This is a genomic window from Candidatus Omnitrophota bacterium (assembly GCA_040755155.1).
GTDB lineage: Bacteria > Hinthialibacterota > Hinthialibacteria > Hinthialibacterales > Hinthialibacteraceae > JBFMBP01.
This window is the reverse complement of sequence record JBFMBP010000024.1, coordinates 1-22,532: the sequence shown is the minus strand read 5'-3', so window position 1 is coordinate 22,532 and position 22,532 is coordinate 1. Positions and strand designations below refer to the sequence as shown.

The 22,532-nt window shown below is 48.9% G+C and carries 17 protein-coding genes and 1 tRNA gene; 16 read left to right on the top strand and 2 right to left on the bottom strand.

The genetic code is table 11. The features are described from left to right. The 6 genes from AB1656_02575 to AB1656_02550 all read left to right on the top strand — a co-directional run. Positions 1-331, top strand: a 331-nt coding sequence (locus AB1656_02575; GenBank protein MEW6234248.1) for a hypothetical protein, incomplete at its 5' end; no start/stop codon positions are given. A gap of 428 nt (positions 332-759) precedes the next feature. Beyond that, a complete protein-coding gene (locus AB1656_02570) occupies positions 760-3,186 on the top strand; it encodes an acetylxylan esterase (GenBank protein ID MEW6234247.1) in 2,427 nt (808 codons plus the stop codon). A gap of 78 nt (positions 3,187-3,264) precedes the next feature. Next, the gene (locus AB1656_02565) at positions 3,265-4,644 is read left to right on the top strand and encodes a YhjD/YihY/BrkB family envelope integrity protein (protein ID MEW6234246.1); all 1,380 of its coding nucleotides are present in this window, start codon (positions 3,265-3,267) and stop codon (positions 4,642-4,644) included. Between the two features lie 381 nt (positions 4,645-5,025). Further along, a complete protein-coding gene (locus AB1656_02560) occupies positions 5,026-6,033 on the top strand; it encodes a transposase (protein ID MEW6234245.1) in 1,008 nt (335 codons plus the stop codon). 88 nt (positions 6,034-6,121) lie between these two features. After that, positions 6,122-6,889 (top strand): aldolase/citrate lyase family protein, encoded by a 768-nt coding sequence (locus tag AB1656_02555; GenBank protein ID MEW6234244.1) that lies wholly within the window; start codon positions 6,122-6,124, stop codon positions 6,887-6,889. A 161-nt stretch (positions 6,890-7,050) separates the two neighbouring features. Further along, positions 7,051-8,127: a sialidase family protein gene (locus tag AB1656_02550; GenBank protein MEW6234243.1), complete on the top strand. Its 1,077-nt coding sequence runs from the start codon at positions 7,051-7,053 to the stop codon at positions 8,125-8,127. Between the two features lie 25 nt (positions 8,128-8,152). Here AB1656_02550 and AB1656_02545 read toward each other — a convergent pair whose 3' ends face one another. After that, complete coding sequence (locus AB1656_02545) at positions 8,153-10,549, bottom strand: glycoside hydrolase family 20 zincin-like fold domain-containing protein (GenBank protein ID MEW6234242.1); 2,397 nt, start codon at positions 10,547-10,549, stop codon at positions 8,153-8,155. 486 nt (positions 10,550-11,035) lie between these two features. Between AB1656_02545 and AB1656_02540 the strand changes: the two genes are divergently transcribed. The 8 genes from AB1656_02540 to AB1656_02505 all read left to right on the top strand — a co-directional run bounded on the left by AB1656_02540 (position 11,036) and on the right by AB1656_02505 (position 19,183). Next, a complete protein-coding gene (locus tag AB1656_02540; GenBank protein MEW6234241.1) occupies positions 11,036-12,097 on the top strand; it encodes a site-specific integrase in 1,062 nt (353 codons plus the stop codon). A gap of 343 nt (positions 12,098-12,440) precedes the next feature. Beyond that, positions 12,441-12,641: a hypothetical protein gene (locus AB1656_02535; GenBank protein ID MEW6234240.1), complete on the top strand. Its 201-nt coding sequence runs from the start codon at positions 12,441-12,443 to the stop codon at positions 12,639-12,641. A 122-nt stretch (positions 12,642-12,763) separates the two neighbouring features. Next, entirely contained in the window at positions 12,764-13,273 is a 510-nt protein-coding gene (locus AB1656_02530) for a hypothetical protein (protein ID MEW6234239.1), read from the top strand. 59 nt (positions 13,274-13,332) lie between these two features. After that, positions 13,333-13,554 carry a hypothetical protein gene (locus AB1656_02525; GenBank protein MEW6234238.1) on the top strand — a complete coding sequence of 74 codons (222 nt, stop codon included), beginning with the start codon at positions 13,333-13,335 and terminating at the stop codon, positions 13,552-13,554. Between the two features lie 187 nt (positions 13,555-13,741). Then, on the top strand, positions 13,742-16,024 hold the full coding sequence (locus AB1656_02520) for a tape measure protein (GenBank protein ID MEW6234237.1): 2,283 nt from the start codon (positions 13,742-13,744) through the stop codon (positions 16,022-16,024). A gap of 1 nt (position 16,025) precedes the next feature. Then, entirely contained in the window at positions 16,026-17,135 is a 1,110-nt protein-coding gene (locus tag AB1656_02515; GenBank protein ID MEW6234236.1) for a helix-turn-helix domain-containing protein, read from the top strand. Beyond that, entirely contained in the window at positions 17,132-17,461 is a 330-nt protein-coding gene (locus AB1656_02510; protein ID MEW6234235.1) for a helix-turn-helix domain-containing protein, read from the top strand. Before AB1656_02515 ends, AB1656_02510 begins: the two co-directional genes overlap by 4 nt. 207 nt (positions 17,462-17,668) lie before the next feature. Further along, positions 17,669-19,183: a phage major capsid protein gene (locus AB1656_02505; protein ID MEW6234234.1), complete on the top strand. Its 1,515-nt coding sequence runs from the start codon at positions 17,669-17,671 to the stop codon at positions 19,181-19,183. Positions 19,184-19,482: 299 nt separating this feature from the next. On the opposite strand, the gene AB1656_02500 is transcribed toward AB1656_02505, so the two are convergent. After that, a tRNA-Gln gene (locus AB1656_02500) sits at positions 19,483-19,555 on the bottom strand. 157 nt (positions 19,556-19,712) lie between these two features. On the opposite strand from AB1656_02500, the gene yajC reads away from it, so the two are divergent. Beyond that, a complete protein-coding gene (gene yajC, locus AB1656_02495; protein MEW6234233.1) occupies positions 19,713-20,084 on the top strand; it encodes a preprotein translocase subunit YajC in 372 nt (123 codons plus the stop codon). A gap of 182 nt (positions 20,085-20,266) precedes the next feature. Next, positions 20,267-22,384 carry a DUF6259 domain-containing protein gene (locus AB1656_02490; protein ID MEW6234232.1) on the top strand — a complete coding sequence of 706 codons (2,118 nt, stop codon included), beginning with the start codon at positions 20,267-20,269 and terminating at the stop codon, positions 22,382-22,384. The last annotated feature ends 148 nt before the right edge of the window (positions 22,385-22,532 follow it).

Genomic DNA, 22,532 nt, shown 5'->3' with positions numbered 1-22,532 from the left:
GCATGGCGCCCGCCATTCCTGGGACCTTGGCTATCGCGACGAACTGAATTCTCTGGCTCGCTATTTTCCCAATCTGAAATATTTCCCCTCCATTTCCAATCCCAAAGGCGACGTTACTTGGAAAGGGCTGGCGGGAAGAGTGCAAGTATTCATCGATAACGATTTCGTGGAACAAGCGATCGGCCGCAAAATTACTCCAGACGATTTCCATATTTTCTTATGCGGCAATCCCGCCATGATCGAAACGGTCATCGCCATGATGGAAGAACGCGGCTTCCGCAAAGGAACTCGGCAGGAATCTGGAAATATCCATATAGAAGAGTATTGGTAACTCATGTTACGAGGGATTAAAAAGTTTAATTAATCGATTGGAATCGCCGTTTCGAATCACGAAAACACGAAAAGAAAAAGAAAATCACGAAAAAAAGAAAAGAATTTGGCGCATGGGATCACGCCGTGAATTGCTTTTTTCCGTGAAATCCAAAAGAATCCATGATATCCGTGATTCAAAATTTCGTGGAATTCGATCCTTTTCGTGATTCAATAACGCAATAATAGATGAATCTTTTGCGCCTCTCTTAATTGGTTTTTGGGTTGCGCAATACTAATCTAAAAGATAAGTGGATATTGGCTGCTCAAAATGAATGAATAATTATCGCTGAAAGGCATGGAGGTTTTACGATGAAACGATTCGATTTCCAGTTCGCCCTTCTTTTCGTTTTAGCAATCATGGTTCTTCCATTTAGAGCGACTTGTAGGGTGGGCTCAAAGCGAAGCGTAGCCCACCATTTTAACTCCCGATTCGCCATTCTTTTCGTTTTAGGACTCATGGCTCTTCCTTATGGGGCTTATAGCGAAGGCGACGTCATCCTTCTCGACAACCAATCATTGAACGCCGTCGCTAACTTGCCCCAAGCGCAAGCGGGAGATTACGCCATTTGGGCATGGTCAAAAGATGCAGTATCCATTGATATCCTGATCGGGGATAAAATATTCCACATTCCACCCAAGGATAAAGCCCAGGAAGGCGCCTATTCCTGGAAAAATGCCGGAACGATATCTATTGAAAAACCGCAAAACCTCTTTCTGCGCGTCTATTCCAACCTGAACGGCCGCGTATTGGCTCAGAAAACCGTGGGCTGGCTGGCAGTGTCGAAAACGGCGGATTGGAATCCGGAACGCTATTTCGATTGCGCCAAAATTTTCCCGAAATCCGATGGAGCCGTAAATGACCGGCGCCTTAAGCCGGTAAGAAGAATTGAAGATTTCTATCCTTTTCCCGATTACGGCCAAAATCGAGAAAAATGGCTGGAAAGAAAACAATCTCTGAACGATCATATTTTTGTCAGCATGGGCGCTTTTCCCCAACCGCAAAAAACGCCATTAAACGCAAATATCTTCGGCCGCATTGAGCGCGACGATTACACGGTGGAAAAAGTATATTTCGAAAGTTTCCCCGGCTTCTACGCCACCGGCAATCTCTATCGTCCCAAAGGGAAGCCAGGCCCCTTTCCCGCCGTTCTTTGCCCTCACGGCCATTGGGAACAAGGGCGTTTAGTTAATACGGACAATAACTCCATTCCCGGCCGCTGCATCAATTTCGCCAAGCAGGGATACGTCTGTTTCGCCATCGACATGGTGGGTTACGTGGATAGCAAACAGATCGAACATCGCTGGGGCGGCCCGGCGGAATGGCTTTGGGGACTCTCCGCCCACGGCTTGCAGTTCTGGAACAGCGTCCGCGCCGTCGATTTTCTCGAATCCCTGCCCGATGTGGATCGGGAACGCATCGCCTGCACCGGCGCTTCCGGCGGCGGCACGCAGACCTATACGCTCATGGCCGTCGATCGCCGCATCAAAGCCGCCGCGCCCGTCAATATGCTTTCCGCCCATTATCAAGGCGGCTGCATCTGCGAGAACGCCCCCAACCTTCGCGTCGCAGCTAATAACGTCGAGTACGGCGCCATGATGGCTCCGCGCCCCTTGATGATGGTCTCTTGCACCGGCGATTGGACCAACGAGACCCTGCGCGTGGAGTACCCCGCCATTCGCTCCATCTACGCTCTCTTCGGCGCGGAGGACAAAGTGCGTACTATCCAGATCGACGCGGATCACAATTACAACCGTCTCAGCCGGGAAGCCGTCTACGCCGCTTTCGGCGACTGGGTATTAGGAGAAAAAGACGCTTCCAAATTCAAGGAGCAAGATTTTACCGTAGAAAAAGACGATGACTTGCGCGTCTTTTCCGGCGATCTTCCCTCCAATGCGAAAAACCTTCAGCAACTCGTGGATTATTTTAAAGAACAATCGGAAAATCAGCTGCAAGAAGTCTTTCCCGATAACGAGTTCAAACTCCAAGCCATGCGCCGCCGCTTCCATACGTCGCTGCAACATGTATTGTCGATTTCGTTTCCCAGCCGCAGCGATTTATCGATCGAGCGGGTAGGTTACGTGAAACAATCCGCCTTCGACGTGGAAAAAATCATCCTTGGCCGCAAAGGCGCCGGCGACCAAATTCCCGGCGAGTTGTTCATCCCCAAGCAGCCCTCGGAGTCGGCGCAAGGAACCGTCCTGGTGCATGAAAAGGGGAAATCCGCGTTCATCGATCCGCAAACGGGCGCTCCGGGAACGTTGCTCCAATCGTTGTTGGACAGCGGCCAAGAAGTGTTTTTACCGGACGTCTTCATGACCGGAGAGTACGATTCGCCTTTCCAAAAAGCGGTGCGCGACGAAAACGTCAGCATGTTCCTCACTTATAACCAAACCGAAACCGCCTTGTGGGCGCAGGATATTTTAACCTCGCTGGCCTATCTGGATTCGCGCTTCGAAGTGGAAAAGATTCATCTGGCGGGCGTAGGCGATGCTGGATTATGGTGCTTATTGGCCGCGCCTTTCGCTCCGCAATTGCAATCCGTCGCCGTCGATGCGGCGAAATTTATAAGCGGCGAGGATGAACCGTTCTTGCAGCGCCTCTTCGTTCCCGGCCTGCGCCGCGCGGGAGACGTGCGCGCCGCCCAAGCGTTGCTGGCTCCTATTCCCTTGTTGATTTACAATACGGGAGACGTCTTCTCGATGGAATGGGCTAAGCAATCCTATCGCGCCGCTCTATCTCCCGATTCGCTTTTAGTAATGAAAGAATCCGCCGCGCCGGAAAAGATCGCCTCTTGGCTGAACGAGGCGAAATAAATTTCGAAGGATAACAATGCGTTGAAATCCATACTCCAATTCTTGCGTAGGATCATAGGTTTCTTCTCCTGGAAAAGGATGCGGGAATTCCTTAAGCGTCCGCTCTCCCATTCTTTTGTAGTGAAATATTTGTATGTTCTTCGCATTGCGGTCAACATCTTCAACAAGAAAGGCGTATGGGCGCACGCTTCTGTCTGCGGCTACGCCACTATTCTTTCTATGGTGCCCGTCGCCGCGATTTCGTTGATTATTCTCAGCGCTTTCACGTTTCAAGACCCGGAGTTGAAAGAATACCGGATGGAACCGGATACGAGCGCTCCCACTCAGGAATCGCCCTTTGATGGAGTGGTAAATAAATACGAAATTCAAAACTCCAGTTTCAGCAACCGCGTATTCGATTTCATCTTCGATCATTTCGTTCCCGGAGCCGCTTCCGGAGCGCGGGCCGAATTGCTGGAAGCCAAACAGACGATACTGGAATTCATCCAAAGAGCCTCCGCACTCCGCTTCGTCACCCTATTTCTTCTCATCCTTACTTGCGTAAGTCTCTACAACAGCATCGAGCACGCCTTCAATGAAATCTGGGCTGTGCAACGCCGCCGCACTCTCTTCTCCCGCTTTCTCGCCTGTTGGCTGCTATTGACGTTGACGCCGATTCTCTTGGGCTTGTCCTATTATTATTCCAGCCGCTTCGAAGCCAGCGGCTTCGCTTCCCGCTGGATGGGTCAGGAGTGGACTTCCTGGCTGATCAACCATATCGTTTCCTACGGTTTGACCTTATTCGCCTTCTTCTTCTCCAATCGCTATCTGCCCAATCTGCACGTCAATTTCTTTCCCGCTCTGGTGGGCAGCGCCCTTTCCGCCATACTCTGGGAAGCCGCCAAAGTGGGCTTCGATCTCTACATTAAGTACGTAACCTCGCAGCCGTCCAGCTATTACAGCATTTTCGGAACCGTCGCGGCGATTCCTATCTTCATTCTCTGGCTGTATTACAGTTACCTTTGTTTTCTTTTAGGGCCGGTGATCGCATGCGCTATACAGGACTTCGACAAACACGTCGCCCGGCTGCGCCAAAAGGAATGGTTTACGCTGCATCGTCCCGTTCATTCCTTGAAAATCTTTTTGGAGATATGCCGTCATTTCCGCGAGCGGGAAGGCGGATATTCCCTTTCCGACTTGCGGCAGGAAACTGGCTGGACGGAGGAGCAGGTCAAGCGCTGTTTGCGAGACCTGGAACAGGTTCGCTTGATCCACCAGGAGCGCCGCGAAAACGTCTATTATCCCAACGGCGATTTCAGCCGCCTTCTCGTTTCCGACGCGATGGAGCGCTTGATCGGTTTGAAATCGCCGGATGCGGCAAGAGCCGTCCTTCCGGAACCCTGGCAACAATCCTTGCAACAAACCCTCCAAAACAGCAGCAATTTAACCATCGCAAACCTGCTCGAAGCAAGTAAATAATCCCTATTTGCTCATGTACTATCATTAAAGGTGGATGGGACGCGTCGTTTAATCCAATCAATTCCACCATTCCGTAATAATCGACGCACAGCCTTATTCCATTAGCCAGTAAAAGCAAGAACAGAAAAAACCTTGCCCTTACGACTCCCCAGTCCCCAAGCTATGTAGGGTGGTTTAAAAGCGAAGCGTAGCCCGCCATCTTGAGACTGGGAGACTGGGAGACTAAATCCCAAAGTCCCAAAGCTGCCCGCTATTCTCTTCCTCCTTATTTCTCCAAATTATTTTAAAAATATTTTAATTATTTTGCCGATATGGCTTGACCTATTTTTTTTTCATTATTGTTAACTAATTATTATTATATCCGAACAGGAGGCGTTAGACATGAGAAGGAATCAACGATTTATGCTTGCCGGTTCGCTTTTGCTTCTCTTGGCTAGTGGGGAAGCGGCAATAGCGGCGCAAATGTACGAAGGCCCCATCTCCGCCGATTTTCGCGATTTGGCGCTCAATGCTGTGACGAAATCCAACGACGCCGACGCCGTGAATAAGGGATTGGACGATCTGGTGAAATACACCAACACGCCGGACGAGAATTCCCAAACGCTGGCGGAGGTGGAAGCTTTGCTAGGGGATGTGGACGCGAATTCCTACCTCTTCAGCCAGGCATCCCTGACCAAGGCCAAGTTTCTCAAACGGCTAGGGCGCGGCGGCGAAGCCATCGCCCTCTTCAATGACGGCATCGCCCACCATTGGAAAAATGCCCTGCTGCGCTATTCCGAAAGCCTGATCGAAAGCGGAGAACTGGACGACGCCTGCACCCTGGAATACCGCCGCGTCGTCGCCGATGAGCCATATGCATTCTACCGCGGCGAGCAGGAGGACTTTTTCATCTTCATCACGCTGTTGAAGTTGATGAAGAGCGACAATTCGGGAGCGATGGTGATGGATTTGGTCTTCCCGCCGCTGGCGCCGTTCGCCAAGCATCCGCAAGCGCATAAGATCGCGCAAGCGCTCTGTATGGCGAACGATGGACGCTTTGCCGAAGCGGTAAGCGCTCTGCAAACGGCTGACGCCGAGTTGGCGCAAGGACGCGAGGCGCGGGAAGACAAGAACCTGGACGAATTGTTGGTCTTTCTCAAGAATTCAGAAGTTCCCGCTACCAACAATCAGGCGGAGCGGGAAATCCGGATGGCGGTGTTGATTCGAAAAATCATTTATGGCAATCGCAGTAAGGAGGGCGCGTTGACTCAATCGGTATTGATGACTATCTTTCGCACGTTGAAACGGCGCGGATACAATCCGATCCAAACCCTCGCCGCCGCGCTTCGGGAATATATCCGCACCGGCCATTTACCCCCATTCCCTCCCTTTCTCACTTCAGATGGCTGACTTGTTACGCGATTTAAAAACATTGTATGATCCAACATCGTCTTTTGTATGTCTTCGCATAACGCTATTTCGTTACGGAGTGAATAGGATGCAAAATGAATTCTCCCAAAAACTAAAAAATGGACAATGCGTTTTTGGCACGATGGTTCGGCTTATAAGCGATCCGGGCATAGCCAATTTGTTGGCCAACGCCGGATTTGATTTCATGTTTATCGATATGGAACACTCCGTTTTTTCTTTGGAGACGGTTTCCGCGATCATCCGTACGGCCAGAAGCTGCGGCATCGAAGCGATCGTTCGCCCTCCCGGCCTGGCGATGCCGTATATTTCTCGTCTGCTGGACGCCGGGGCCAATGGCTTGATGATCCCCATGACGGAAACGAAAGAACAAGCGGAAGCCATACGCGACGCCTGTTATTACAGCCCCATCGGCAAGCGCGGCTGCGCCGGACTCTTGGGACAGACCGATTATCGCGAAATGGATCCTCAAGAGATTTTAACCTACGCCAATGAGAGAATAACCATCATCGCGCAAGTCGAAAGCGTAACGGGAGTCGAAAATATCGAATCCATCGTTTCCACGGAAGGCATTAAAGCCGTTATCATTGGGCCTTACGACCTATCCAATTCGCTGGGCATGATTGGACGAATCGCCGATCCCGCCGTAACGGCGCAGATCGAGAAAGTCGTACAAGCTTGCCGGAAATATCGTAAAGTATCGGGCATCCATACCGGCAATTTGGAACAGTTGAAATATTGGAAAGAACGAGGAATGCAGTTGCTCGCCTTGCAAACGGACGTCAATGCGCTGCATGATGCCTATAAGCAGTATATGAGAGATTTGAAATCCCTCTGAGGGATAGTCTTTTGCATGATGTTAGTTAGAACCGTAGGGTGGGCTTAAAGCGAAGCGTAGCTCACCAGAGGCGAATGAGGTGTTTCATAGTCATTTGTGGGACTTGCTTAGCTCCTCCCACTACGATTTTCGAGAAGTTTATGAAAAAGGGGAAATGAAAAATGATAAAGAAATTCAGCCTATACATTGCATTGTCTTTCTTAACCATTTCTGTTTTCGGCGAAGAACTTCGAATCGAACGTTTGTTCGGCGCCGAACATCCCGGCCCTTACAAGCATCCCGCATCCATAACGGAATTGGATAACGGCGATCTCTATCTCGCCTATTACGGCGGATCGGGCGAATACGGCGACGATACCGCCGTTTATGGCGCCCGGTTGAAGCAAGGCGAATCCTCTTGGTCTTTCCCCAAAGTCATCGCCGATACTCCCAGCCTATCCGAGGGCAATCCCGTAGTCTGGCAGGCGCCGGATGGAATCGTATGGCTATTTTACGTCAATCGATACGGTCCAACCTGGTCTTCATCGCGCGTAAAAGGCAAACTATCGCTGGACGGCGCCTATACATGGTCGGATTCCTTTATGCTGACATTCGAATTGGGTTCAATGGTGCGCGGCCAGCCGATCTTGTCGCGCAACGGCGATTATCTGCTTCCCATGTATCATGAAACCGGCGAAGATACGGAATTCATCGCGCCAGACGCCTCTTCCTATTTTATGCGTTACAATCCGTCGACAAAAACCTGGAAGCCTACGAATAGGATCCGTTCCTCGATGGGCAATTTACAGCCCCAAGCTGTCCAAATCGACGATAATTATCTTATCTGCTATCTTCGCCGCGGCGGCAATTACGAACCGACCGATAAGGGGTATATATTGCGGGCAGAGTCGCGCGACGGAGGCTTTACTTGGACGGACGCCAAACCAACGAAATTTCCCAATCCCAACGCCGCCGTCGATTTCATTCGTTTGCAAAACGGCCATCTGTTTCTTGTTTATAACAATAGCATGAACGATAGAACGCCGTTGACCGCCGCTATATCGACGGATAACGATGTAAGTTATCCCTATCGGCGGGATATATGCAAAGGCGATAATACTTTCGCCTATCCATATGCCATCCAAACCCGCGACGGGAAGATTCACGTAGTTTTCACTACCAACAATCGCACAGTCATACAACGCGCCGTCTTCGAAGAAAAAGACATTCTCAATTGCCAGTCGGATAAAAACGAATGAAATGGCATTCGCCGCTGACGCCGATTCATTTTTTCTTCATCAGCCAAACTTCGGCAACTTCGTTTCGGCGGCCAGCATGGGGAATATTATCCGGTTTACGCCATGTCAAGCGCAATTCTCCATCCACTGTGGCTTGCGGTGGAATGTCGTACTCCAAAACCTTATATCTCTCATCGAGGAAAGGATGAACTTCATAGGATTCGTCCGCTAATAACCGCACGGGGCCATCCGCATATACGACGCGAATAATATATTGACTGGCGGGATCAAGATTGTCGTACTTCATTCGCAGCGGTTCGTCGTAGAGCATCACGGCCAAGGTTTTCCAGGAAGATGGCAAAAGCGTCATAGGATTGCTTAAGGCGGAGCTGTCGGGATTGTTGCGCGCGGTTTGGTACATGCCCGGATCCTTCTCGAATCCTTCGCCTTTGACCAAATGAGGCTCTTGCGCCGGATCGCCCAAATCATCATAAAAACCTCCCGGCCCCGGATTTTTCCAGTTTACGATTTGATCGATCCGTTCCAGACGCTCCTCTTCGGAGGAGAGCGCGCCGATTTCGTCAAACTGTTGCAGCAGCCAAAGGCGGTTGTTCAACGGCGCGTCGAGGCGATCCAACATGGCCCCATCTGAGCGTCCGGCTTTATATCGGCGAACGTCCAACTGCAATCGAATGCTTTGAAATAAACTCTCTCCCAATTCCAATATCCGCTGCTTCCAAGCGGGCGATGCGGGCTGGCCGACGGATTGCATGAGAATCGAACGCGCCTGAGATAGAGCGTGAAGCGTTTCTCCTTTGACGGAGCATTGCAAGCGCGACAGCGCTTGATTTTCCAAATCGGTTTCATGAATCAGGCGGCTGCGGACGTAAGCGTCGTAATAAGCGCGGAACAACCCTTGCTGGAAGCGCCAATTGAGAAACAATCGGGGACTCGCCTTCTCTTCCATCGTGCGGAATTGCCGCAGCGTCAGGTCGATTTGCGCATGGCTCAACGCCGGACCGCGCCAATCTCTTTCCAAAGCCAAGAGTCCCTGCGCAAAATCGTCTTCGTATTCCAATCCGATGAAATAGCGGCTGTAATCGCGCAGAATATCAATGACGGGCGAATCGGGATTCCAACCCAACGCGCTCCAAACGATTTTATTGACGTCGTCGCTGCATCCTTCGGAATAAGCGATGAATCCCATCGTATCCGGTTGGGTGAAGCGGAAAATATGCGCTTGATCCGTTGGCCGGGGATTGATCGGCTCCCGTCCCTCCGTCAAGTAAAACGCTGGATCCCAATCGGGAACGGGGTATTGGCAATAAGTCGTATGCGTTATATCCGGATAGTGGCGGATGGGATAATAAGAGGGAATCCATTCCCGGAATTGCTTCATATTCAACCGCGTCCACGGCCCATAAACGATGCCGGTCAGCCACTCGGGCTTGCGGCTGATGAGGTCGTGAAATTTTTGCAGATGATCCCGATCGAAGCCTTGCGGCCCAATCCACCATTGGGCGTTGGGATGCAACTTTTTAAGTTGCGCCGCTTGCTTTTCCAGCATTGGCAATAGGACGTCGGGCGGAGTATGGCCGGGATCGCCGCAGGGAACGAAGATGGCGTCCAGACGGGGCAATCGTTGGTAAATGCTTTCCCACTCCTCCAACGCCGACTCGATGGTACGAGGATCGGAATAATTTTCGTCCAAACAGGGCTGCCATATCCAAACATCCAAACCATAGCGGTCGCAAATTTCCGATACGCCGATCATCGTTTCCAATTGGGGAAGTGGAAAATGCGGGCTGTCCGCCTTATCGTCCGAACGAGGCGGAATCAATTCCACGGCGTTGGTTCCGAAGACAGCTAAATCGCGGATATATTGCTCGAATTGATTCAACGTCCAACCGTCGTAGGAATTCGTCTTGGGACGATAACCCAACTGATGGCCGCGCAAGGCGTATTTCGGCGCCGTTGCAACGTGATAATCTCGCGGGAAAAGTATCTTCCCATTCGTCATTCGCAGGGTTCGCAATAGGCAGCCCGCGCCGAACAGAACGCCGCGTTCGTCATTACCCGCGACGACGATAACGGGAGAATCCCCTTTTGGCTCCATCCAAATTCGATAGCCTTCGGGCGCGGACGCAGAGGCGGTGGGAATGTTCAATTCGAATCCCGAAGATTGCAGCGCCTCCGTCCGCCCGATCGCGATTCGCGGTTGATGCTCCTGAGGCCATTCCGCTGTTAGCCGCCATCGAATCTGCGTGCGTTTTTCCACTTCTTCCGCCACCATGCGCGCCGCTTGCATCTCGCGCGAACTCGACGAAGAAGGAACGATGACGACGCTTTGAGTAATATCGACAAATGAATCGTTCGCCGCGCATTCGTAGGGATGAAGCATAGCGATTATGGTAAGAGGCAACAAATAATATAATTTCATCATGCTTTACCTTCCCGCCAATCTCGTTTCAAAAAAAATGCGATCTGAGCCGTTTTCATGTTAGGATAACTGTAGGCGGGCGTCCAGCCGTTTTTAATTATTGATAGGTGATCGAAAGTATTGAGAATAATGACGGTTGAGGATATTTCAGCGAGAGCGGGAAGGGCGTTGAAGGAATTAGAAATCGGCGGAATTTAAAGGGGAAAGAAGAAGATGCTGGGGAGGCAGGACTTGAACCTGCAGGCTCCAGTTCCAAAGACTACATGCCCGCCTTTTTTCGCTATTTTCCCCTTCTTCGTTTCTTTTCGTTCAATCTTCAAAAACCCCTATGTATAAAGGGGATTTTCATTTATTATTTCTGGTAAGACGAAAAGCGTTTTCGCCCTATTTCGTAGGGTGTACGGTACAAATACGGTACAATCCCATTTTTCGTAAAATTTTAACCGGTCAACGGTTTTCGATCCAGTCTTAATAAATGGAGGTATAGATATGGCTTGGTTGAAAAAGCGAGGGAAAATCTGGTATGTCGTTTATTTGGAGGGAGGAAAAGAAAAAGCCTGTTCCTTAAAAACGAAGAATAAGAAGGAAGCCGAAAAGCTTCTTGTCGATTATCGGGAAGGACGGTTTTCTCTAAGCAAGAAGAAAATCACCCTTGGAGAATTTGCGCCGATCCATTTCGCGCATACGCAGGCCGAACTATCTCCCCGATGGATTGTAGAAAAAAAGATCATGGTGAAATCCCGTCTCATTCCATTTTTTGGGGAGCATACCCCGCTCATGCGGATCGATAATCGAGCAATTGAAATGTATCGAGCGGAGCGCTTGGAAACGGTCTGCAATGCAACGATTAACCGCGAACTATCCTGTCTCATGCGATTACTGCGCCATGCCGTCAAACTAGGCTTCCTGGAAGCCCAATATTTGCCCGTATTCAAAAAATTGCGAGAGACGCGGGGGAGACTGCGCTTTCTTTCGACGGATGAAATAGAGCGGCTTCTCGCGGCGGCGCGGGCGCATCCGCTGGGCGATGCGTTGGAGGCCTATATCAATCTTATGACGTTCGCGGGGCTGCGTTCTGGAGAAGCGCTTCATCAACGATGGGTTGACTTGGATTTGGAGCGTAGCCGCCTAACCGTGGTTTCCTATCGGGATGAAGACGACATGACCGGCAAGCCCATCGAATTCACGCCCAAGAGTCATCAAAACCGTACCATCCCGCTTATCCCTCGTTTGCAGGAATACTTGCAGGAGCGGCGGGAAAATTCGCCCGTTTGTCAATTTATCGTTCGCGGGGCTGCGCGCCTTTATTTTAAGCGGATATTCCGATCATTTTCCGAAATCGTTCAAGCGGCGGGGCTGGAATTGACGGGTGAAAATGCGGTTACGGCGCATGTTTGCAGACATACTTTCGCGAGTCATCTCGTTATGAATGGCGTTAGCCTCTATGAAGTTTCCAGGCTTTTGGGGCATGGAAGCATTACGATAACCGAACGCTACGCCCATCTCGCCGAAGAGCATCTTAATGAGACGATGCGGAAAATCACTTTCTAGCCCGCAAAAAATAATTTGAAAATCCCTCTTGACAAAGCGATGGAATTATGCTAGGTTCAAAATCGCAACCATATAGAAGGCGTTTACGCAGTAGGACTAAGGGAAAATAACGTCTAGGCGAAGCGTCTGGACGTTTCATTTTTTCGAATGGCCTGAATTGTTTGTCCGTCTCATAAAAGGCTGCGGTCTTCTATGTGGTTGCAACGGCGAACGGTTCAGGCTTTTTTTTGGGGGTTAAAAAAAGTCATATATTGCAACCTATTGGTTGTAAATATTGAATATAAGATGTTTTCGGCATATAGCCGATGTATCACAAAAACCTTATTAGAAAGGAAAGATGATAATGATCGAGAGAGCAAATAAATCAATAAAAAAACTAGGAGTTAGTCAAGAACTGTATACTCAAGCGGCTTTATGGTGTTTGTCGGATTTATCTGAGGAAGATCAAAAAAAACAAATAGATGATTATTGCAGCAATGCTTTTTCATTCGACGAAAAGAAAATGATTTTTAGCGTATATTTAGAGAAAAAGAGTTATAAATAATCATGTGTATTAATAAATTTAATTTAAATCGTTGAAAAAAAATCTGAAATTTCCTCTTTACGTAGTGGTAATTTACTACTATAATACAATCTACAATCATATAGTAGTAAAAGGAGTTTTCCATGATGAAGGGAAATTTAAATCACGATGAGGTTTTGGCGGAAATTTCGGAAATTCGTAAAGCGCATATTTTGAGGAAAAAAAAGGAGCAAGAAGTTAAAGAAAAATTGGGGAATGAATCGCCCGCCCTGCAAGCTTTTGTTGTGTTCGAAATTCCTGATTCGACGGTTGCGAAGATTTGCGGTTTTTCCCAACAGTCGGTCAGTAATTGGCGAATTGGCAAACAGAAAATTCCTGATTATGCTCAACTAGTCATGGGCGAAGTTCTTCATCTATTTATGCAAGATTTTTTAAGCGATTATGATGATCCTGGTTTTGCATGGGAAGGAATATCCGAAGAGGATGAGGAAGCACAAAGAAAACAATTTCAAGATAATCTTAAGCCGAAGAGAGATTATCTTGAGGCTTTGCTTAATCTCCAATCGGATATTATCGCGAAGATTCCAACATCGGAAAAAATTAGAGCGCTTTCTCATTTGAAAAAACTCGAAGAAGAGAACGGAATTAGTTAATCATTTCCATCCGCCATGATCGGAATAACAATCCTACAAAAGAGAAAGGAGAAACTATCGTGGAACAGATTCAAGAATCATTGCAGTGCCTCCATTCTAAGGTTGCAGAAAATCTATTGAATGAGATTAAAGGTAAGTATGTGATGAAAGTCAGATTTGCGAAAAAACTGGCGATGGAGGCTTTTGAGGAAGTCATGGCTATTGAAAATGATGATGATATTGCGATTGAAATTCATAACAAAGTTTTTCAAGAAGCAATAGATCATCTTTTATCTTTTTAACTTTTCCCGTCCGGCTGCGCCTTATCTTGGCGGATGGCGCGCAGCCGGACGGATTGAAACCCGATTCACGGTTGAAAAGGGCGTTTTTATTTTATTACAATAACTGCGTCCATTCAATTCCACTCGCCCTAATTCTCCCGTGAACGGCTGTTTATCTTTCGATATAACGAATAAAAAAGGAATGACTATGGCTGGTCTGGGAAGCCTTGTTATCGATCTTCGCGCTGAGACGGCGCAATTCAAAGCCGATATGCAGCGGGCGGGCGCAGAGATTCAAAAGTTTAGTACGGGGATGGAGCGTCATTCTCAAATGGTGCGGCGCGCCGCCTCTGCTATGTTTGCGGCGTTTTCCGTTCGCGAAATCGTCAACATCGGGCGAAGCATAATCGAGACATCATCGCAGTTTCAAAAATATCGCGCTTCTCTGGAAACGGTTTTACAATCGCAGAATGCGGCAAACGAGGCATTTAGGAACTTGCAGGAATTTGCAACAAAAACACCCTTTACTTTGGATCAATCCATCGAGTCTTTTATCAAGTTGAAAGCGCTTGGTCTTGATCCATCCGCACGCGCCTTAACCTCATTTGGGAATACGGCTTCAGCGTTCGGAAAGGATATGAAGCAATTCATTGAAGCCGTGGCGGACGCCGCAACGAACGAATTCGAACGGCTGAAAGAGTTTGGCATAAAGGCGAAGCAAGAAGCCGATACGGTGAATTTCACTTTTCGGGGAGTCAAGACGGAAGTAAGAAAATCCACTGCCGATATTGTTGAGTACTTAACAAGAATTGGAGAAACGGATTTTGCGGGGGCAATGTCCAAACAAATGGAACGCCTTCCGGGAAAGATATCAAACTTAGGAGATGCGTTTACTAACTTAAAAAATGCAATCGGCGAACTTGGTTTGAATAAGGTTGTATCTGATATAGCTGACGTTTCCGCCGACGCTATGAAAGGGATGACGGGTCTTGCCGATGATATGCGGCGGCTGGCAACGGAAACCAATTTTGCCGCTAACGCCGTTACAGTTATGGGGAAAAATGTTCAAAACCTTTTTCCCGATGATGTTGCAAAGAGCGTAAACGATTCTCTTTTTCCCGCATTGGATAAAGTCAAAAGCGAGACCGATGACATACTCAAGCAATTTCAGGAATGGCAAAAAAGCGCGGAAAACATTTCGAAGTCCATCCAGTCTATCCGCCTTGCGCCTGGCGAAATTGACAAGGTTATGTCTTCCGGCGTTGGTTACGATCCTGCCCTTGAGGCGTTTCTTAAAGCGCAAAAAGGAGGGGGGAGCCTAGGGCTATCGAAAGATGTTTTAGCAAAAATCCATCAATCCTCATCCTTTGGAGCAATTAATTTAGGAGCGCAGGATATCGCCCGAACCCAATCGCTCATGACGGATAATGAGATTCAAGTCATGGGGATGAATCTGCGCAATATGGTTGACGGATTTTTCGCAGAAGGGAAAGCGGCGCGGGCGGCATTGGTTGATTATGAAAAATACGCGGCGCAAATTAAAGACCTCGCTTCCTCTCTTGCCAACGAGCGCGTATTGATCGGACTGGAAGGGGTGGATCGTCTGGTTGCAATCGAAAAGCAATCGGGAGAATCCCGCCTACGCGAGATCGAAAATCTAAAAAAAAATATTCTTGCCAACGATGCTCTTCTTGGCTGGCAACGTGAGGACGTGTTGACAAGTTCCAGTCGAGCCATAGAGGAAGTAACGAGAATCACGGGCGAGCGCATCAATGAAATTGTTCGGAAGAATAAGGAAGAAGCCCTAAAGATCGAGAGAGACAAAACGGAAGGGATACTACAAGAGATCATCGCCCGCCATGAGCAAGAAATGCAGCGCTACAAGACTTTCGCCGATGGGATCGATCGTTCGTTCCAAACTGATCGGCAACGGCTGCAAGAGAATCTTAGAACGCTGAATGAAGGCCTACGGATGGGCGCTATTGATAATAAGCAATTTGACCGGACAACGAAACTTTTGCATGATGAATTCAATGGCTGGATCGAGGCGAGCCGAAGAACGGCGCAGACGATGCAGGAATCGTTCAGCGATCTATTCTTTGGCGTCATGCAAGGCAACCTGACCGGCTTTACAACGAAGTTCATCGCTTCGATAGATCGAATCGTGGCCGATCTTGCGTCACGGAACCTATTTAACTGGTTGGGCGGGATGCTTGGTCAAAGCGGCGGGATCGGCGGATTTCTCTTCGGCGGCGGGCGGGCTTCCGGCGGATCGGTCAATCCGGGAAACGTCTATCGCGTTGGAGAAGCGGGCGCGGAGTACTTCATACCGGCAACGGCGGGGAGCATTCAGCCGGCGGGCGGGAATACGTTCAACGTTTCGATGGTAGTCAACGCCAAAGACGCGAATTCCTTCCGGGCGAACCAAGCGCGGATTATGGGCGAGTTGACGGCGGAATTGGCCTATAGGCAACGGCGGGGGGATATCTGAAATGAACATCAATCCCCAAATACAAATTGATTCAAATCAAACCAAGACGGCGCGGGAAAACAGCACTTGGGAAATGCGGATTCCTGTTAAGTTGTTTCTCTCTCTATCCAGTATGGATGTAAGCCCAACGTCAAAATTACTTTATTTGCTTTTAAAAAGCTACACAAACGACAAAAGAAACTTTTGTTATCCATCGCGGAAAAGTATGGCTGCTGAATTGAATGTTTCCGCTCCTACAATTCATCGTTGCCTTGAGGAGTTGGTTGCTGCTGGTCTTGTAATAATCATGAGGGAAATCGAAGGTCGTAGAGTAAGTTTTAAGTATGTTTTGTGTGATCCGAACAGTGATTCAAAAAATGGAATCGCTAAGGATAAGAAAACCTCTACTGATTCCAAAAATGGAATCGAGGGGGGTCAAATTGAGCTGACCGATTCAGAAAATAAAATCAGTCATTCCGAAAATGAAAGCATAATAATAACAAGAGAAGTAAAACAAATTAAAGAAAATAAAGAAACAAACACAACGACTAAGCTAGATAGAGAGAGTAACGGGGGCGAGGTGGTCAATATACCGAATCGCGATGTTGCTATTTTTAAAAATCTTTTTTCTTCTGAAAAAACGCTGGTTAAAGTACAGGAGTGTTATCGAAAGCATTCTGCGGTAATAAATCCTGAGGAATTCTTTCAAGTTTTAAAGGAAGCGAAAGAGACCGTTTCGGAAAGCGAGATCGATGCGGCGCTATTTGATTTTCTCTCTTCACCTTCGGAAGAAGGATTGAATTATTTTAAAAACTCTTTGGAAAGATATCGGAACGATTTCGCCGATTTGTTTGCAAGTGAATCGGGAGACTGGACACCAAGCGAACGGGTTGTAAACGAAGAAATCAAATATCGAATCGGGATCATGAAGCGAGGGATGAATGATGATCGTTTCGATGCGCGGTTATTCATCAACCAGCGAAAGAGCATGATTCATCTTGATGAGGCGATGGCGCGGGGACATCCACAATGGGGAGAGTATTGCGAATTATACAAAGAGAATCAACGGCGGCGGGCGGGAATAAAGGCATACGAAACGAATTGTCAATTGCGAAAGGAAAGTGAATCATGACCGAACTTACGGGAGAAGTAATAAACATTCGAGCCGCAAGCAGTTCGCGGGTGGAAACGATTCTAATCAACATCCTCGAAGAGACGCGGCGGGGAAACGATCTACTTGAAAACTTAATCAAGAATCCATCCCAACCGGCGAAGGATACGTTGACGCATGAGGAAGCAGCGGCCTATTTGGGAATCGCAAGTCAAACGCTCTATGACTACGTGAGTGAGCAAAAGATTCCATTCTCCAAAGTTGGGCGCAAGAATCTTTTTCGTAAGAGCGAATTGGACAACTGGATAGAGGAAAATCGAAATTCGGCTAAAGGGGGTAAGGGGTGAAAATCTCTAAAGGCGAAGAAAGAAAAACACTTATCCTAGCCTTGCTTTAGCGAGCGCGAAATTGGATGGGGGGGGTATAAAGGGGGGGCTGTAAGGCATTAAATAAAGTTTTGAAAGAAAATGAGTGTTATTTATAAAAACATCCATTACGGCTTAAGAAAAGCCAGTTAAATGGGCGAATAAAAAGGGGAAATAGTCGCGCATGATTTGAGCGCGAATAACAAATGGCAAGCGTGGAGAACCACTGGAAGCCGGTTACATAAAAGTATCACTCGCCTGGCGGATTTCTGCAATCCAAACGGCGAGCCGAGAAATCAGGGAAAGCAGAATCCCGAACCACTTCGCAGCCGGATGAAACGCCTTGGTGTTTGGAATAAATGGAAAGAGGTCAAAAGTATGAGAATTCAAGACATTCTCCAAAAACGGGCGGGATTGTTGAGTGATGCTCGCAAGATTATTGACGGCGTCAGTAATCGATCAATGACCAAAAGTGAGCAAGAAAAATTCGATGCCTTGTTGAATGAAGCCGATGCACTTTATCAACAGGCGACACGGCAAAGACGTTTAGGGAGTCTTGAGGAGCATTCGCATGATATATTCAATCCTCCGCCGATCCCCTATACTCCAGGTTCGGAACAAAACTCTTTAAATGGACAAACTTTCATTGTTGAAACCGTTGACGGGCGGCAAATTCGCGGTTTCCGCAATGGGGCGCGCATATCCGATTATCTTGATTGCAATCTCCCAGACGGAATCAAAAGAAGCGATCTAAGTTTAGGGCGATGGCTGCGCGGCTTTTTGACGAACAATTGGAAAGGAGCCGAGGCAGAACAACGAACGCTAGGGCTTGCTCCGGCGACGGTAGGCGGGTTCCTGCTTCCTGAACCGCTGGCCGGTGAAATCATTGATCTAGCCCGGAATCAGGCGCAACTTATAAAAGCGGGCGCTGGAACGATCATGATGGATTCTTCCTCTTTGGCTATTGCACGGGTTTTAACCGATCCTACGCCGGCGTGGACGGCGGAAAACAAAACGATTTCCGATAGCGATATGACGTTCGGGCGCTATGAATTGAGTCCCAAAAAACTTGCCGTATTATGCAAGGTCAGCAATGAATTGATCGAGGATGCTGTCGGCCTTGGGCAATTGGTTAGCAGTACGATGAGCAAGGCGTTAAGCCTCGAACTTGACCGCTGCGGATTGTATGGCACTGGCGCGGGCGCGGGATCGGGAACCGAACCGCTTGGACTGCGAAACTGGGAAGATATCAACGTTGTCGATATGGGAACGAATGGCAGTCCCTTGGATGGGTATATCAACGTATCGAATGCCTGGCTTGATCTTTTGACGGAAAATTGCCCGGAAGATGGCTTGAGCGTCATTTTGAATCCCAGAGAGCGCGCCTATTTTGACCGGCTACGCGATGGAATGGGCAACCCGGCAACGCCGCCCGAAAGCTGGCGTTCGATGCAAAAATTTACCACGAATCAGGTTTCCATTACTCAAACGCAAGGAACCGCAAGCAATGCGGCGGATATCTTTTTAGGGGATTTTCGCCAAATGTATTTCATTATGCGGAGCAGCATCTCTTTAGAAGTCTCGAAAGAAGCCGATGGAGCCTTTGCCGCGCATCAAACCTGGATCAAATCAACCTTGCGCGCCGATGTGTTGGTCATGCGGCCTAAATGGTTTGCGCTGATTCGCGGCATAACGCCCACTTAAGATTCTTGAATCATCCCGGCGCGTCGTGAACCGGGAACTTTTCCACGATAACCGGCAATAGCCGGATTGTCTCCTAACCCGCCTGGTTCTCCGCTGTTCCAGGCGGGCTTTCTTTTGCGTAGGCGTTGGAAGCCTCGTCCAAGAAAAAAAGATCGATCCTGGGGCAAGGGCGGCGGGTTTTTGGGTGAAAAATATTTGTGAATATAGAATGAGATGGTTATAAAAAAAAGGACATAATACGGTACAACGGGGGTTTTATGAGGGAAGGGAAAATTTCATAAGTCTAGGTTTTTCAAGTGCTGGGGAGGCAGGACTTGAACCTGCAGGCTCCAGTTCCAAAGACTGGTGACTTTACCATTCGTCTACTCCCCAATCTGGTTAAATATCTTATTTCCCCTTGAGATGGAGTCAATCCCGCTATCACTTCGTTCTGGCGAATTCCGGCTTTATACTACTCTTCTGATCCATGAGGCTTATCGGGCTTTGTGGACGATTCGCCCATTTTGATTCCTTTATAGGAGCGTAATCCATGGCATCCAACCTATTTTCCGTTGTTCAACAGATTATCCTGAGCGCAGCCGCGCCCGACGCCGCTGGAGGAGGCGCGCCCGCCTCCACTGATGTCAGCAATCCTTTGATGCAGATGTTGTTTCCCTTACTGCTCTGTTTTTTCATCTTTTATTTTCTGCTGATCCGTCCCCAACAGAAACAAAGGCAGCGCCATGAAGAGCAGGTGAATCAGTTGAAAAAAGGGGATAAGATCGTCACTTCCGGCGGCATTTTCGGCTCCATCGTGGGCATGAAGGACAATATCGCCGTCATCAAGATTGCGGAAAACGTAAAAATCGAAATTTTAAAATCCTCCATCTCGCAAATCATCGGCCACGAGGATAGCAAATAAATCTCCTATTACTCTTATGACATTAGTAATTTTCCCCTCGCCCTTTGGGAGAGGGTTAGGGTGAGGGGGCTTATTCAACAATGCAACGTTCAAAATCAAATTTCATTAAATCCTGGCTCTTTTTTGCATAACGCAAGAGGCTGGAAGCCTCTTCCACGTCTCTGATCAGGGGGAACATCGAAATGAAACGAAATGGCTTATTAATCTCCGCTTTATCCATACTCTTCCAATTTTCCAGCGTCTTAATTTGCGCTGCTGAAAATCTTCATGCGATCGAATCCAGCAGCGGACGATTGGTTGTCGAGAGCGTGGATGGAATCGCATCTCTGAACCAATTGGAAGCCATTTCGCCGGAAGGACGGCGGAACTGGATCGAAGCCAAGCCAAAAGTTCCTCTATGGACCATTACCGTTCTTGACGCTCAAAAAGAACGGCATACCCTCACCGCTTTGGATGGCCGGGCGGAGATTCGCGCCGCTTCCGATTCGTTGTTCATGGAATGGAAGGAGATGCATCCAGGCAACCTGCATGTGTCCGCTTCCGTCGCGGCGAAGGGAAGCGATTTCGAATGGAATCTTGAATTCGAAGTGAAAGAAACCGGATATACGTTATGGGAAGCGATCTATCCAGAAATCGGCCCCTTAGCGCTATCCGAAAAAATCCACGCCGTCATCCCCTTCGGCTGGGGCGTATTGCATAACGATTTGCAAACCAAACGCTACGGCGGCGTTTATCCTTCCGCCTCGTGGGCCATGCCGTTCACGGCGGTTTCGGATGGATCAACCGGCGTATATGCCGGAGCTCATGATAATGCGGGATACGCCTTAGCCATATTTGTTGGGAAGAGAGAAAAGCAGGACGGTTCCAGCCTTGGTTTGCGCCATGATGTCGAAGGAATGGGAAAAGCAACCCATTACCGCCTGCCCTATGCCGTAACGACGAGGCTTTTCCCGGGCGACTGGTACGAAAGCGCGAGAATCTATCGCGAAGCGGCGCAGAAAACGCCGTGGGGCGGCATCCCGCCTCTTGCCGATAGGAAAGATATTCCCCAATGGCTTTTGAATACGGATTTATGGTATTTGGGATCGTGCCATGACGAATCGACGGCCAACCAGGCGATTGCGTTCGCCGCGTATTTCAATGTCCCCACTTCCGCCCATATTTACCAATGGCACCAGATTCCTTTCGACGATCATTATCCTGAATATTTCCCCGCCAAGCCCGGTTTTCAGGCAGCGGTGGAAAAAGTGCAAAAGGCGGGAATCGCCGTGATGCCATATATCAATGGCCGTCTGTGGGATCCGGCTACGGACAGCTGGAAAGCCCAACATGCGGAGACGGCCTGCGCCATCGACGAAAAGGGAGAGAAATACGTCGAGGTATACGGTTCGAAAGTTCCCCTTTCACCGATGTGTCCATTTACGGATTTATGGAAGAATACAGTAACGAATCTAGTAGATAAGTTGCTTAACGAATGCAAGGTGAAAGCGGTTTACATCGACCAGATTTCCGCCGCCGCCGCCAGACGCTGCTTCGCGGAAGGCCACGGACATGCCATCGGAGGCGGAACGTATTGGATTCAAGGCTATCGCGATCTCTTGCAGCGATGCCGCCGCGTACAGCCTCCCGATACGGCGCTGACCACGGAAGAGAACGCCGACCCCTGGAACGATCTGCTCCACGCTTGGCTGATGGTCAATACGCAGGAGCATAGGGGCGAGATCGCGCCCCTTTATCCGGCGGTCTATGGCGGGCGTGCGATCTCCTTTGGTTTTCAATATATCTTAGGCGACGACCTTCCCCAACGATTTCCCTTCCGTTTGAAGATGGCGCGGGCTTTCGTTTTCGGTTCGCAATTGGGATGGGTCAGTTCACAAATTCTTGAAAAGCCCTATGCGGAGGAAGCGGAATTTTTGAAGCGATTATGCGAAGCGCGGCATGGATCTCGCGACGCCCTGCAATTCGGCGAGCTGTTGGCGCCCGTCGAATTGGAAGGAGCAGGAACGGTCTCTTGGAGGGACGGTAAGAATACTCTCCAAACTCAACCCGCCGTTTTATCTTCCGCCTGGCGGACTCCAACGGATGCGCGCAAGATCGCCGTCGCCAATACGGCGGACGAGGAGCGAACGGTAAACCTGAAATTGGACCGCCGCCATTGTAAAGAAGAGAAAAACCAAACCCTTCAACTTACATCCGAAGACGGGAAAAGCAAAATCGAATTGATCCGGGAAGAAGGCGGACGTTGGCGCGGATCGCTTAAACTAACCCCGCGCAGCGCGGTGGTATGGATTCTGCAATAGGGTTGAGTGGAGCAGATTTTATCAGTTTCCCACCGGCATGACCAACCGGAAGCCGACATAGTTGCCAAGAAAATCGGGAGTGCGAGGGTATCGGTAAGCCGAGCGGCAATATTGGGCGATAGCCCCATAATACCCGCCGCGATAAACG